Genomic DNA, 12980 nt, shown 5'->3' on the forward strand with positions numbered 1-12980 from the left:
CCTTCACCACAAATGTCCTCGCTCAGCTGAGGCTTTCGTCAATGACCAAAACCAGCTTCCCAGCCACGGTATTGCTCGCCAGTTCGGCAAACGCTGCTTCGGCATCCTTGATCGCAAAGGTCTTGGCCAGTTGCGGGCGCAAGCGGCCTTCGGCGAACAGCGGCCAGACGTGCTGGTTCAGGTCGCTGAGCAGGTCAGCCTTGAATTGATCGCTGCGACTGCGCAATGTCGAGCCCAATAACTGCACGCGCTTGGCCAACAACGGCCCAAGGTCCAGCGGCGCTTCGCGCCCGCCCATCAAACCGATCAGCACCCAGCGGCCGTCGAGCGCCAGCAGTTTGAGGTTCAATGCTGCGTACTGGCCGCCGACCGGGTCGAGAATCACGTCGAACGGCCCCAGGTCTTTCAATCCATCGAGGCCGTCGGTGCGAATCACCCCGCCCTGGGCGCCTAGCTGCTGGCAGTAACTCAGACGCTCGGCCGAGCCCACGCTGACCCAACACGGGTTGCCAAACGCCTTGCACAGCTGAATGGCGGCTGAACCAATTCCACTTGCCCCGGCGTGCAGGAGAATTTTCTCACCGGGTTTGAGCGCCGCAAGTTGAAACACATTCAGCCAGACCGTGGCGTACACCTCGGGCAACGCCGCGGACTCGACCAGCGACACGCCGTCCGGCACAGGCAGCACATGGCGACCGTCGACCACCACCTCCTCAGCCATGCCGCCCCCTGCCAGCAAGGCGCAGACCCGGTCTCCGACTTGCCACGACGACCCCGCGCCAACCTCACTGATCACCCCGGAACACTCCAGGCCGAGCACCTCGCTCGCCCCCGGAGGCGGCGGATAGAGCCCGGCTTTTTGCAACAAATCGGCTCGATTGAGACCTGCCGCCGCGACTTGGATGCGGACTTGTCCTACATCGCAGGTAGGACGAGGCGTCTCAACCCACTCCACTTGACCTTCAACGCCTTGCAATGCCTTCACAGTGCCTCCATAGTGAGTCTGGACTGAGCCCGTAGCTATAGCGCCGGGCTTTTTGCATTATGCGACCGGCCCCGGTCGTACGAAAACGTGCCGCTTGGCAGTTTGCGTAGAACCTCGGGTACCGGCGACTTCAAAGACGGCCTAATATGCGTTATCAATTGTCCCCGCGTCGAATCAGCATGAAGCATTTGTTCCCCAGCACCGCACTCGCTCTTTTCATTGGCCTCGGCAGTTTGTCGATGTCGGCCAATACGTTCGCAGCCAATAGCTGGGACAAGCTTCAGCCTGACCGTGACGAGGTGATCGCCAGCCTTAACGTCGTCGAGTTGCTCAAGCGTCACCACTACAGCAAGCCGCCGCTGGATGACGCCCGTTCGGTGATTATCTACGACAGCTACCTCAAGCTGCTGGACCCTTCGCGCAGCTATTTCATGGCCAGCGACATTGCTGAATTCGACAAATGGAAAACCCAGTTTGACGACTTCCTCAAGAGTGGCGACCTGAACGCGGGGTTCACCATCTACAAACGCTATCTGGACCGCGTCAAGGCGCGTCTGGACTTCGCCTTGGCCGAGCTGAACAAAGGTGTCGACAAGATCGACTTCACCACCAAGGAAACCTTGCTGATCGACCGCAAGGACGCTCCGTGGCTGAAATCTTCTGCCGAGCTCGACGACTTGTGGCGCAAGCGCGTCAAGGACGAAGTGCTGCGCATGAAGATCGCCGGCAAAGAGCCCAAGCAGATCCAGGAAACCCTGACCAAGCGCTACAAGAACCAGTTGGCACGCCTGGATCAGACGCGCGCGGAAGACATCTTCCAGGCGTACATCAACACCTTCGCCATGTCCTACGATCCGCACACCAATTACCTGTCGCCGGATAACGCGGAAAACTTCGACATCAACATGAGCCTGTCCCTCGAGGGCATTGGCGCCGTGCTGCAGAGCGACAACGACCAGGTGAAAATCGTCCGGCTGGTGCCGGCAGGTCCTGCGGACAAGACCAAACAGGTCGCGCCGGCGGACAAGATCATCGGCGTGGCCCAGGCGGACAAGGAAATGGTCGACGTGGTCGGCTGGCGCCTGGACGAAGTGGTCAAACTGATCCGTGGGCCGAAAGGCACCGTGGTGCGCCTCGAAGTGATTCCGGCCAGCAATGCGCCGAACGACCAGACCACCAAGATCGTGCCGATTACCCGTGAAGCGGTGAAGCTCGAAGACCAGGCCGTGAAGAAGTCCGTGCTCAACCTCAAGCAGGATGGCAAGGACTACAAGCTCGGAGTCATCGAGATTCCGGCCTTCTACTTGGACTTCAAGGCCTTCCGTGCCGGCGACCCGGACTACAAGAGCACCACCCGCGACGTCAAGAAACTGCTGACCGAACTGCAGAAAGAGAAAGTCGACGGCGTGGTCATCGACCTGCGCAACAACGGCGGCGGCTCGTTGCAGGAAGCCACCGAGCTGACCAGCCTGTTTATCGACAAAGGCCCGACCGTGCTCGTGCGTAACGCCGATGGCCGGGTCGATGTGCTGGAAGACGAAAACCCGGGCGCTTTCTACAAAGGCCCGATGGCATTGCTGGTCAACCGCTTGTCCGCGTCGGCTTCAGAGATCTTCGCCGGTGCCATGCAGGACTATCACCGCGCGTTGATCATCGGCGGCCAGACCTTCGGCAAAGGCACCGTGCAGACCATTCAACCGCTGAACCATGGCGAGCTGAAACTGACGCTGGCCAAGTTCTACCGGGTTTCCGGGCAGAGCACGCAGCACCAGGGCGTTCTGCCGGATGTTGATTTCCCGTCGCTCATCGACACCAAGGAAATCGGTGAAAGCGCCCTGCCGGAAGCCATGCCGTGGGACACCATCAAGCCGGCGATCAAGCCTGCACTCGACCCGTTCAAGCCGTACCTCACGCAGCTCAAGTCCGAGCATGACGTGCGTTCGGACAAGGACGCCGAGTTCGTCTTCATCCGTGACAAGCTGGCCCTGGCGCAGAAGTTGATGGCGGAGAAAACCGTCAGCCTCAACGAAGCCGATCGTCGTGCCCAGCACACCGATATCGACGCCAAGCAACTGGCCATGGAGAACATTCGTCGCAAGGCGAAGGGCGAAGAACCGCTCAAAGAGCTGAAGAAAGAAGACGAGGACGCCTTGGCGGCCGAGCCGGACAAGACCAAACCGGAAGACGATGCCTACCTCAGCGAGGCGGGGCGGATTCTGCTGGATTACCTGAAGCTCAACACCACGGTGGCCAAGCACTAAAAGGCTTGCAGATGATGGCAATTTAACGCTGCCGCTCCTTCTAGCGTCATCAAACAGTCATCAATCTGTCGTGAAATACAGGACTGGCGCGACCTCCCTCACCGGGGCTCGCGCCAGTCCTTTTTTATCGCCCGAGATCGCCATGACCACGACCGAACAGCTGAGTGCCTTGAGTTCAATTCTGGCGCAAAGCGGTTTGCACAGTCTGTTCCAGCCGATCTTCAGCCTCTCGGAACGGCGTATCCTCGGTTACGAGGCGCTGACCCGTGGCCCGTCCAACAGCCCGCTCCATTCGCCTCTGGCGTTGTTCGCCGTGGCCCGCCAGGCCGGTCGTTTGAGTGAACTGGAGATCGCCTGCCGGCAAAGCGCCTGTCGCCGCTTCAATGAACAACAACTGCCCGGCAAGCTGTTCCTCAACGTCTCGCCCGAAACATTGCTTGAAGCGGCGCACCAGCCCGGTCGCACGTTGCAGTTGCTGCAGGATTTCGGTATTCCGCCGAGCCAGGTAGTGATCGAACTCACCGAACAAACACCGATCGATGATTTCCAACTGCTACAAACCGCCCTGCACCATTATCGCGATATGGGCTTCTCCATCGCTTTGGATGACTTGGGCGCTGGTTATTCGAGCCTGCGTTTGTGGTCGGAACTGCGGCCGGATTACGTGAAGATCGACCGGCACTTTATCGACGGCATTCACCAGGATGCACTGAAGCGCGAGTTCGTCGGTTCGATCCTGCAGATCGCCAAGGCCTCCCGTGCACAGGTGATCGCCGAGGGTATTGAGCTGCCGGAAGAACTGGCGGTGTTGACCGAAATGGGCGTCGATCTGATACAGGGTTATTTGCTCTGCCGTCCCCAGGAGCAACCGCCGAGGGACGCGCGCAACATGCTGCCGAAGCAGGAAAGCGTGGCGGTGGCGCTCAGCGAGGAAGGCAGCGACCTCAGCGCCCTGCTCAACGATCAGCCGGCCGTCTCCCGCGACACGCCGACGGCCACCGTGCTGGAGGCGTTTCGGCGTCAGGCCAACCTCAACTCCCTCGCTGTGCTTGACGACACCGGCCAGCCCTGCGGCATCGTTCATCGCCACTCGTTGTCCGACGCACTGCTCAAGCCCTTCGCCACTGACCTGTTCGCGCGCAAGCCGATAAGCCGCTTGATGAACGATGATTTTCTTGCCGTCGAACTGAGCCAGTCGTTGCAACAGGTCAGCCGTTTGATCACCAGCCGCGCCCGCCAGCGCATTGAAGAAGATTTCATCATCACCCTGAATGGCGCCTACCTGGGCTTGGGCCGGGTGATCGATGTGCTGAAGCTGATCACCGAACTGAAGATTCAGCAGGCCCGCTATGCCAACCCGCTGACCTTGTTGCCGGGCAACGTGCCGATCCAGCAGTGCCTGACCCGCCTGCTGCAACAGGGACGCGAGTCGGTGATCTGCTACGTTGACATCGACAGCTTCAAACCCTTTAACGACATCTACGGCTACGGGCGTGGTGATGAAGTCCTGCTGTGCCTGGCGCAATGCCTGAACGATCGCGTCGATCCTTCCCGCGACTTTGTCGGCCATATCGGCGGCGACGACTTCTTGCTGGTGCTCGGACCGGAAGACTGGCGCAAGCGCTTGAACCAACTGCTCGACGACTTCCACGGCCAGTGTCGACGCTTCTATCGCGCAGAACATCTGGAAGCTGGGTGTTTTATCGCGCCCAATCGCCAGGGGGTGCGTCAGGAGTTTGCGTTGTTATCGCTGTCAATTGGCGTGGTGCATTTGCATCCACAGGCCTGTGGACAACTCGATGCCAGCCAGTTAGCGGAGATGGCCTCGCAGGCCAAGCATCACGCGAAGAACGTGCAGGGCTACAGCATTTACGTGATCGACAGCCTGACGCCGGTGGTTGAGGAGCGCATGGCTGGCCAGAAGTGACCGCCATTAGACGCTTCGCGGGCAGGCTCCCACGGATGAATGCTCGCCTGAGTGGGAGCGAGCCTGCTCGCGAAGGCATCGGCACCCGCGTCTCAGACCTCACGCGACGACGCCGAATCACCAGCCGCCAACCCTCGCAACTTGACCTCAGCCAACGGATGCCCGGCCTTCGCCGCCATCGTCCACCACTTGGCCGCTTCGCTTGGGTCCGGCGCTTTGCTGACGTCGCCTGACAGGCTGATCACGCCCATTTGGTAAGCAGCCTTGCCGTCCCCCGCCAACGCCGCCAGACGCAGCAGACGTACGCCCTCCTCGCGCGCGCCCAGACCAACACCGCGAAAGAGCAGGATGTGCCCATAGAAGCTTTGCGCCCCGACGTCACCCAGGTTGGCCATGCGCGCGAACTGGCCTTCCAGCCAGCGCCAGCCGCGCGGCTGGCGCACCAGCCAAGGCCAATGGAACAGGCGCCGGGCCAGCCAGTAACTGGCGCGGGCCTTGAGTCTTAAAAACACTCAGGCCTCGGCCGACTCTGGGTACTCGTACTCGAACACCCGGACCACTTCCGAGGCGTGCCACGAAGCGGCGGCCACGCCATCGGAGGGCCCGGAAAAACGTCCGAGTCGCTCGACACATTCGAAAAAACCGGTGCGCGGCAAACGACTGGCGCCCTGGCTGATCACCAGCGAGCTGCGCAGTGGCTGCTCGGCGCGCGCGTCCAGCGCGGCCAGATGCTCCAGAGCCGCCGTCAGCGTCTGCATCGCCGGGCTTGGCAACTGCAAGCGTTCGAGCAATGCGCGGTAGGTCAACAAATGCCGCTGGCGTCGCGCCTGGTCCAGTTCCCCCAACAAACCATCCCAATGTTGACGACTGATGCGTACGCTCACGATTCTTCCCTCCAACCCGGTACCGCCAGTTCCCAGGCCAAGCTGCGACGAATCGCGGCGTCGGGTTGACGCTCACCGCTTTCAATCAAGGCCAGGTATGACGGGCTGATGCCTACCGTGCGGGCCAGCGCCTCGACGGCGATTCCCTTCCCTTCGCGCAAATGACGGAGCTGATCGAAACCCGGGAGATCCGGGTCGAGCGCTGCAGCGGGCGGAGCGGATGTCTGTCGTGGTGCTGGGTCGACGCCTGCAGCTTTCAATAACGCCTGATACTGAGCCCATGGCAGAACCGCATATTCGGGCTCGCCTTCGCGTGTAATTATTTGAATATCCATGTTTACCCCGTAGGACAACAACACTTAGCGAGTCAGTACTTTTCCCTAGAAGTGTAATCCTAACAGCGGCCAAGGTCGCGGGGGTATGTATCTGTGGATAAGCCTGGTTGGCTCAATGTTTCTTGGGGCCCTGGAGTTGCAATTGCTCGGGGGTATCGGGCAAGCGCTCGGCCACCACCAGTTTTTCCGGGGACTGGCGATTGCGCCAGGCGCGGAAGGCATTGAGTTCGTTATCGAGGGTTTTCATTAACCAGGCCAGCACGGCCACATCGTCGAGCATGCCGAACACCGGGATGAAATCCGGGATCGCATCCACCGGGCTGACGAAGTACATCAGGCCGGCGACTACGGCGATCAGCGACTTGCCGCTGATCGCACGGTAGTCGCCTCGCCAGTAAGCCAGGCAGAGCGCTTGCAATAGCCGCAAATCGTCTTTGAGCTTGCCGAGGCGGCCACCTTGGCTGGCGCTCTTGCTGGCGACGGCGAATAACAGCGTGGGTAAACGCCCACGGGCCAGCAGACGTCCAGCGAGCGGCAGGAAACGGGCAAAATTCCACGGTGATTTCATCTTTTCCTCCGCTGAAATGTTATCCACACAAATTGTGGATAACCTTGTGAACAGAGCTGCATTTCACGGCTGAGACCCCCGCTGCATAAGGGCTGCACTCAGATCGGGCGTTTTTTACTCACATAAAAAAACCCAATATTTCATTGACTTGGGGCCCGCCTACGGCTAGCGCGACGCCCTTAGTGGCTATGACTTCACGTCGGCGCCTGGGTTCGCTTTGTTTTCCCATGAGTGAACCCCAGATGCAACAACGCCCCGCATAAGCGAGGCGTTATCGGTGCAACCGAAACCAATTATTTGGCGGCGGCGTCTTCTTTGGCGGGATCTTTGATCGCCAGCAGTTCCAGGTCGAATACCAGCACCGAATTGGCTGGAATGGCCGGGCTCGGGCTCTGCGCGCCGTAAGCCAGGTCGCTAGGAATGTACAGCTTGTACTTTTCGCCAACGTGCATCAGTTGCAGGCCTTCGACCCAACCTGGAATCACGCCGCTGACCGGCAGATCAATCGGGCTGCCGCGCTCGACGGAGCTGTCGAATACGGTGCCGTTGGTGAGGGTACCGGTGTAATGCACGGTCACGACGTCAGTCGGCTTAGGCTGGGCGCCGTCGGCTTTCTTGACCACTTCGTATTGCAGGCCCGAAGCGGTGGTGGTGATACCCGGCTTCTTGGCGTTGTCTTCGAGGAATTTCTTGCCGGCGGCTGCCGACTCTTCACTCATTTTGGCCATGCGTTCTTCAGCACGCTTTTGCAGGGCGGCGAACGCTTCGACCAACTCGTCGTCCTTGAGCTTCTGCTCTTTCTTGCCGACGGCATCTTCGATGCCCTGGGCAACAGCCTTCGAGTCCAGATCGTCCATGCCTTCCTGAGCCAGGCTTTTGCCCATGTTCAGGCCAATCCCGTAGGAAGCTTTTTGCGCCGGGGTTTTCAGCTCTACGCTGGTCTGCGAATCACAACCCGCAAGTACCAGGCTAACCAGGGCCACCGCCGCCGCCAACCGATGCTGTTTCATGCTATTTCCTTGTTCATGCGCCAATAGGGCAATCGAGTAAAGCCGCGAGCTTATCAGGCGGCCACGACCAATGGCTACCGGCATGAGAGCAGTTAACTCCCGATAAGTTCAGGTCTTTTAACGCAATTTGCCCCGGGCCTGGATGAAGTTTCTGTCAGGCAATTCCCACCTCCCTCGCTGAGACGGACGACACGCTTTGGCGTAATGGCCACTTGCCTGCCACTCGCGGCTCAGGCATAACAGGCAGATAAATCGACAAGGATGTTCAACTTGCGTCTCTTCCTGCGCTTACTCTCGCTGATCGGGGTGTTACTGGTCATCGGCCTGGCCGTGATCCTCTATTACACCGCCAACCCGAAACTGCCGTTCTACACCCCGGCGCAGCAGGTTCACTACCTGGAGCAGTGGAGTGCTGTCGAACGCCAGACCTACTACTTCACGCCTCAAGGCACCCAGGTCAAAGGCTTGCGCTATGACTGGTTCACGGCGCTGGAACTGCCGTTTTCCGAGGAGCGTTTCGCCAGCCCCGAGTACTTGGCGCGCTTTGGTTTCCTGGTGGATCCGCGCCAGACAGCCACCCCCAATAACCCCGGGAATTTGCCCGTGGGTTTCGCTCGACACCTCAATCAAGGCAACCCGCAAGCATTTCTGGATATTACCTGCGCCGCTTGCCACACCGGTGAACTGCGTTTCAAAGGTCAGGCGATCCGCATTGACGGCGGCACCGCCCAGCATGTGTTGCCCTCCAGCGTGCCGACGCTCAAGGGCGGCAGCTTCGGCCAGGCCCTGGTGGCCAGCCTGGTGTCGACCTATTACAACCCGTGGAAATTCGAGCGCTTCGCCCGCCAGGTGCTGGGTGCTGACTACGAAGCCCGTCACGGACAACTGCGCCGGGAATTCAAAGCCTCGCTCGACACCTTCGTCAAAGTCGCCTGGAACGACACCCACCGTGGCCTCTACCCGACCCAGGAAGGCCCAGGCCGCACCGATGCGTTCGGGCGCATCGCCAACGCCACCTTCGGCGACGCTATTTCGCCGGCCAATTATCGAGTGGCTGACGCGCCGGTGGATTATCCGCAACTGTGGGACATGTGGACATTCGATTGGGTGCAGTGGAACGGCTCGGCCGAGCAACCGATGGCCCGCAATATCGGCGAGGCGCTAGGCGTAGGTGCGACGCTGAATTTCTTCGATGACAATCGCCAGCCGCTCGAGGGCGACGCCCGTTACCCGTCCAGCGTACGGGTTCGCGATTTGCATCTGATTGAACAGACCCTGCAACGATTGAAGCCGCCCGCCTGGCCCGAAGAGGTGCTCGGCACTGTGGATAAGTCCCTGGCGAGCAAGGGTCGCGCGCTGTTCATCGAAAACTGCGCCGGATGCCATGTGCCCAGCACTGCGCAGATCAATGGTCGCTGGGTGCAGAAACTGAAAATGCTGCCAGTCGCTTTTATTGGTACCGACCCTGGCGCGGCCAACAACATTGCTGACCACCGCTACGACGTGACGGCTTTGCAGTGGAACCCGGATGAGTTGAAGGCACTGGAGGTGCAATTGCATCCGAAGCCGACCGAGCCCTTGAATCTGAGCCAGCTGTCCGTCGCGAAAGGCCTGGCGTATATCACCGCGTTCGTGGAACAGCGCGCCTATCGCGAAGCCGGCGTCACCCCCGCCGAGAAACCCGACATGGACGGTTTTGGCCTGCCGATCGGCGTGCGCGAATTGCGCGCCTACAAGGCTCGGCCATTGGCCGGCGTATGGGCGACCGCGCCGTTCCTGCATAACGGTTCGGTGCCGAGCCTGTATCAATTGCTCTCACCGCAAGATGAACGCGCAACCACCTTCTATAAAGGCAACTTCGAGTACGACCCGCAGCACTTGGGTTATCGCACCGAGGCCTTTACCAACGGCTTTGTGTTCGACACGCGGATTACCGGCAACCACAACAGCGGTCACGAATTTCGCGCCGGCGCGCGGGGCAACGGGGTGATCGGCCGCTTGCTGCAACCGGAAGAACGCTGGGCACTGCTGGAATACCTGAAAGTCTTGGGTGGCCCACTGGAATCGCAATTGCCATGACCGTTGTCGTGGCTGCAAGGAGCTGACTATGTTGAGGACCCTTTGGCTGCGCTTCGGTGCATTGCTGGGCAAACTGCTGATGCGGGTGCTGATCGTAGGCTTAGTGATTTGGGGCATCAGCGCCGCCTGGTTCGCCTGGCAGCATCGTGGCCCGGTGTCGGCGCTGGAGCAGGTCCCGCCCGGCGAAGCCTTGATGACCCAAGACATCATTCAGACCGCCGTACGCATCGTCGACCAACACCGCGAGAGCACCCGCTACCTGCGCGATGCCCACGCCAAGGCCCATGGATGCGTGAAAGCCGAAGTCCAGGTGTTGGCGGATTTGCCGGCAGACTTGCGCCAAGGCGTGTTCGCCGAAGTCGGGAAAACCTGGCCAGCGACCCTGCGCCTATCCAATGGCAACGCCTACCCGCAGTTCGACAGCATCCGCGACGCCCGAGGCATGGCGCTGAAACTGCACAACGTGCCCGGCAAGCAACTGCTGGAAGACCAGCAGGCGCGGGGCGAACAGGATTTCGTGATGTTCAGTCACCCGAACTTCTTCGTCAGCGATGTCGCCGAGTACCGCCAGAACGTAGCTGCCCAAGCTGACGGCAAAAAGATCATGGCGTTCTTTCCGGGCTGGAACCCGCTGAATTGGCAGGTTCGGCATTTGTTCATTGCCCTGGCCACGCTGTCATCGCCGCCGGCCAGCCCGACGCAGACCACTTACTTCTCGGTGTCGCCGTACAAGTTCGGCGGGGTCAACGCCAAGTTTCGCGTAGCGCCTGACGCCGACAGCTGCCCGGCTTACAGCGTGCCGCCACAGAATCAGGCTTTGCCGAACTTTCTGCGCAGCGCCCTGAATCAGCAGTTGTCCACCGACCGCGTACCCGCCTGTTTTGTGCTGCAGATCCAGCGCCAGGACGCCAGCCGCTTCATGCCGATCGAGGACACCAGCATCGAGTGGAAGGAAAGCGATGCACCGTTCGAAACGGTGGCGCGGATCAAAGTCCCGGCGCAGGATTTCGACACCCCGTCGCTGAACCTGGCCTGCGACAACCAATCCTTCAACCCCTGGTTCGGCATTGAAGCGCACCGGCCGATTGGTGGTATCAATCGGCTGCGCAAAGCTGTGTATGAGGCGGTGAGCGATTATCGGCACGCGCGCAATGCCGAAGCGTCAGCGCCCTGAGCGCTGCACAAATCCCTGGGCTCAAATTCAGGGCACAAAAAAAGCCGCTTATATAAGCGGCTTTCTTTTTAGCTTCCGGGTGTTCAGTGGGCCCTGAAAGCGAAATATGGCGCAGCGGACGGGACTCGAACCCGCGACCCCCGGCGTGACAGGCCGGTATTCTAACCGACTGAACTACCGCTGCGCGTAACGTGGAAAGTGGTGGGTGATGACGGGATCGAACCGCCGACATTCTGCTTGTAAGGCAGACGCTCTCCCAGCTGAGCTAATCACCCTTTACCTTCGTTGCGGGGCGCATTCTGCCACAGAAATTCTTAACGTGCTGATTTAAATGACAAATTCATCAAAAAAAAGCTGAATCACTGTAAAAACCCAGCGCACCGCAGGAAATATCACAATCTGCAGACAGCAAAAAGCCCGCTTTAGCGGGCTTTCTGTGGTGACCTGGCGTTCAGCGTTCCAGGTTACCGAATATGGCGCAGCGGACGGGACTCGAACCCGCGACCCCCGGCGTGACAGGCCGGTATTCTAACCGACTGAACTACCGCTGCGCGTAACACTGAATGCGAATGGTGGGTGATGACGGGATCGAACCGCCGACATTCTGCTTGTAAGGCAGACGCTCTCCCAGCTGAGCTAATCACCCTTCACGTTCGGTGTGGCGCGCATTCTACGGAGCGACCCTACCTCTGGCAAGCACTTTTTTAATTAATTTTTGCAGGCCTTCCAAAGGCTTAGAGAAGGGTTGGCCTATCGCACCGCGAAGACAATAATGCCCCCCTTTGCATAAAGGAGAGACCTGTCCCATGTGGTTCAAAAACCTGCTTATCTATCGCCTGACCCAAGATCTGCCTGTTGATGCCGAGGCGTTGGAAACTGCACTGGCCACCAAACTGGCGCGTCCATGTGCAAGCCAGGAGTTGACCACCTACGGTTTCGTTGCGCCATTCGGCAAGGGCGAAGATGCCCCACTGGTGCACGTCAGTGGCGATTTCCTGCTGGTGTCCGCGCGCAAGGAAGAACGCATCCTGCCGGGCAGCGTGGTGCGTGACGCGGTGAAGGAAAAGGTCGAAGAGATCGAAGCCGAACAGATGCGCAAGGTCTATAAAAAGGAACGCGACCAGATCAAGGATGAAATCATCCAGGCCTTCCTGCCGCGTGCTTTCATTCGTCGCTCGTCGACCTTCGCCGCCATTGCGCCGAAACAAGGCCTGATCCTGGTCAACTCCGCCAGCCCGAAACGCGCTGAAGACTTGTTGTCGACCCTGCGTGAAGTGATCGGCACCCTGCCGGTGCGTCCGCTGACCGTAAAAATGTCGCCGACCGCGACCATGACCGAGTGGGTCACCACGCAGAAAGCCGCCGACGATTTCTTCGTGCTGGACGAGTGCGAACTGCGCGACACCCACGAAGACGGCGGCATTGTGCGCTGCAAGCGTCAGGACCTGACCAGCGAAGAAATCCAACTGCACCTGAGCACCGGCAAAGTGGTCACCCAGCTGTCCCTGGCCTGGCAGGACAAATTGTCCTTCGTGCTCGACGACAAAATGGTGGTCAAGCGCCTGAAGTTCGAAGACCTGCTGCAAGACCAGGCCGAACAGGACGGCGGCGAAGAAGCCCTCGGCCAACTGGACGCCAGCTTCACCCTGATGATGCTGACCTTCGGCGACTTCCTGCCGGCGTTGGTCGAAGCGTTGGGCGGAGAAGAGACGCCGCAGGGGATCTAAGCTGACGCACCATTTTTTCATTGTGGGAGC

At 59.8% G+C, this 12980-nt stretch carries 11 protein-coding genes and 4 tRNA genes; 5 read left to right on the plus strand and 10 right to left on the minus strand.

Annotation, left to right across the window (positions count from 1 at the left end; genetic code table 11):
• Positions 1 to 22: 22 nt before the first annotated feature.
• Positions 23 to 985 carry a zinc-binding dehydrogenase gene (locus tag RG836_RS12635; RefSeq protein ID WP_310845830.1) on the minus strand — a complete coding sequence of 321 codons (963 nt, stop codon included), beginning with the start codon at positions 983 to 985 and terminating at the stop codon, positions 23 to 25.
• Positions 986 to 1164: 179 nt separating this feature from the next.
• Here RG836_RS12635 and RG836_RS12640 point away from each other — a divergent pair, with 179 nt between their 5' ends.
• Positions 1165 to 3246, plus strand: coding sequence for a carboxy terminal-processing peptidase (locus RG836_RS12640; RefSeq protein WP_310845832.1), 2082 nt, complete (start codon positions 1165 to 1167; stop codon positions 3244 to 3246).
• 142 nt (positions 3247 to 3388) lie between these two features.
• Positions 3389 to 5173, plus strand: coding sequence for a bifunctional diguanylate cyclase/phosphodiesterase (locus RG836_RS12645; RefSeq protein ID WP_310845834.1), 1785 nt, complete (start codon positions 3389 to 3391; stop codon positions 5171 to 5173).
• 92 nt (positions 5174 to 5265) lie between these two features.
• Here the strand turns inward: RG836_RS12645 and RG836_RS12650 are convergent, their stop codons facing one another.
• The 5 genes from RG836_RS12650 to RG836_RS12670 form a co-directional block, all read right to left on the minus strand.
• The gene (locus RG836_RS12650; protein ID WP_310845835.1) at positions 5266 to 5685 is read right to left on the minus strand and encodes an SEL1-like repeat protein; all 420 of its coding nucleotides are present in this window, start codon (positions 5683 to 5685) and stop codon (positions 5266 to 5268) included.
• Positions 5686 to 6057: a hypothetical protein gene (locus RG836_RS12655; RefSeq protein WP_003179080.1), complete on the minus strand. Its 372-nt coding sequence runs from the start codon at positions 6055 to 6057 to the stop codon at positions 5686 to 5688.
• Positions 6054 to 6392, minus strand: coding sequence for a helix-turn-helix domain-containing protein (locus RG836_RS12660; protein ID WP_310845837.1), 339 nt, complete (start codon positions 6390 to 6392; stop codon positions 6054 to 6056). The genes RG836_RS12655 and RG836_RS12660 overlap by 4 nt, the downstream gene beginning before the upstream one ends.
• A 112-nt stretch (positions 6393 to 6504) precedes the next feature.
• Positions 6505 to 6960 carry a YkvA family protein gene (locus RG836_RS12665; RefSeq protein WP_310845839.1) on the minus strand — a complete coding sequence of 152 codons (456 nt, stop codon included), beginning with the start codon at positions 6958 to 6960 and terminating at the stop codon, positions 6505 to 6507.
• A gap of 293 nt (positions 6961 to 7253) precedes the next feature.
• Entirely contained in the window at positions 7254 to 7970 is a 717-nt protein-coding gene (locus RG836_RS12670; protein ID WP_310845841.1) for an FKBP-type peptidyl-prolyl cis-trans isomerase, read from the minus strand.
• A 270-nt stretch (positions 7971 to 8240) separates the two neighbouring features.
• Here RG836_RS12670 and RG836_RS12675 point away from each other — a divergent pair, with 270 nt between their 5' ends.
• Together RG836_RS12675 and RG836_RS12680 are read left to right on the plus strand one after the other, a co-directional pair.
• Positions 8241 to 10049, plus strand: coding sequence for a di-heme-cytochrome C peroxidase (locus tag RG836_RS12675; protein ID WP_310845842.1), 1809 nt, complete (start codon positions 8241 to 8243; stop codon positions 10047 to 10049).
• A 28-nt stretch (positions 10050 to 10077) separates the two neighbouring features.
• Positions 10078 to 11223 carry a catalase family protein gene (locus tag RG836_RS12680; RefSeq protein WP_310845844.1) on the plus strand — a complete coding sequence of 382 codons (1146 nt, stop codon included), beginning with the start codon at positions 10078 to 10080 and terminating at the stop codon, positions 11221 to 11223.
• A 107-nt stretch (positions 11224 to 11330) separates the two neighbouring features.
• Here the strand turns inward: RG836_RS12680 and RG836_RS12685 are convergent.
• From RG836_RS12685 to RG836_RS12700, 4 genes are all read right to left on the minus strand, one after another.
• Positions 11331 to 11407 (minus strand) — tRNA-Asp (locus tag RG836_RS12685).
• Positions 11408 to 11422: 15 nt separating this feature from the next.
• Positions 11423 to 11498 (minus strand) — tRNA-Val (locus RG836_RS12690).
• Positions 11499 to 11697: 199 nt separating this feature from the next.
• Positions 11698 to 11774: transfer RNA gene (locus tag RG836_RS12695), tRNA-Asp, on the minus strand.
• Positions 11775 to 11793: 19 nt separating this feature from the next.
• Positions 11794 to 11869: transfer RNA gene (locus RG836_RS12700), tRNA-Val, on the minus strand.
• Between the two features lie 160 nt (positions 11870 to 12029).
• Here RG836_RS12700 and rdgC point away from each other — a divergent pair.
• Complete coding sequence (gene rdgC / locus RG836_RS12705; protein ID WP_110662726.1) at positions 12030 to 12950, plus strand: recombination-associated protein RdgC; 921 nt, start codon at positions 12030 to 12032, stop codon at positions 12948 to 12950.
• Positions 12951 to 12980: the final 30 nt, after the last annotated feature.

The organism is Pseudomonas rhizozeae (genome assembly GCF_031583775.1).
In the GTDB taxonomy this organism is placed as follows: domain Bacteria; phylum Pseudomonadota; class Gammaproteobacteria; order Pseudomonadales; family Pseudomonadaceae; genus Aquipseudomonas.

What these genes read in the sequence shown, in the direction of transcription:
- RG836_RS12640 (WP_310845832.1), top strand. Translation starts at nt 1,165, where the DNA reads ATGAAGCATTTGTTCCCCAGCACCGCACTCGCTCTTTTCATTGGCCTC.
- RG836_RS12645 (WP_310845834.1), top strand. Translation starts at nt 3,389, where the DNA reads ATGACCACGACCGAACAGCTGAGTGCCTTGAGTTCAATTCTGGCGCAA.
- RG836_RS12660 (WP_310845837.1), bottom strand. Translation starts at nt 6,392, where the DNA reads ATGGATATTCAAATAATTACACGCGAAGGCGAGCCCGAATATGCGGTT.
- RG836_RS12665 (WP_310845839.1), bottom strand. Translation starts at nt 6,960, where the DNA reads ATGAAATCACCGTGGAATTTTGCCCGTTTCCTGCCGCTCGCTGGACGT.
- RG836_RS12670 (WP_310845841.1), bottom strand. Translation starts at nt 7,970, where the DNA reads ATGAAACAGCATCGGTTGGCGGCGGCGGTGGCCCTGGTTAGCCTGGTA.
- RG836_RS12680 (WP_310845844.1), top strand. Translation starts at nt 10,078, where the DNA reads ATGTTGAGGACCCTTTGGCTGCGCTTCGGTGCATTGCTGGGCAAACTG.
- rdgC (WP_110662726.1), top strand. Translation starts at nt 12,030, where the DNA reads ATGTGGTTCAAAAACCTGCTTATCTATCGCCTGACCCAAGATCTGCCT.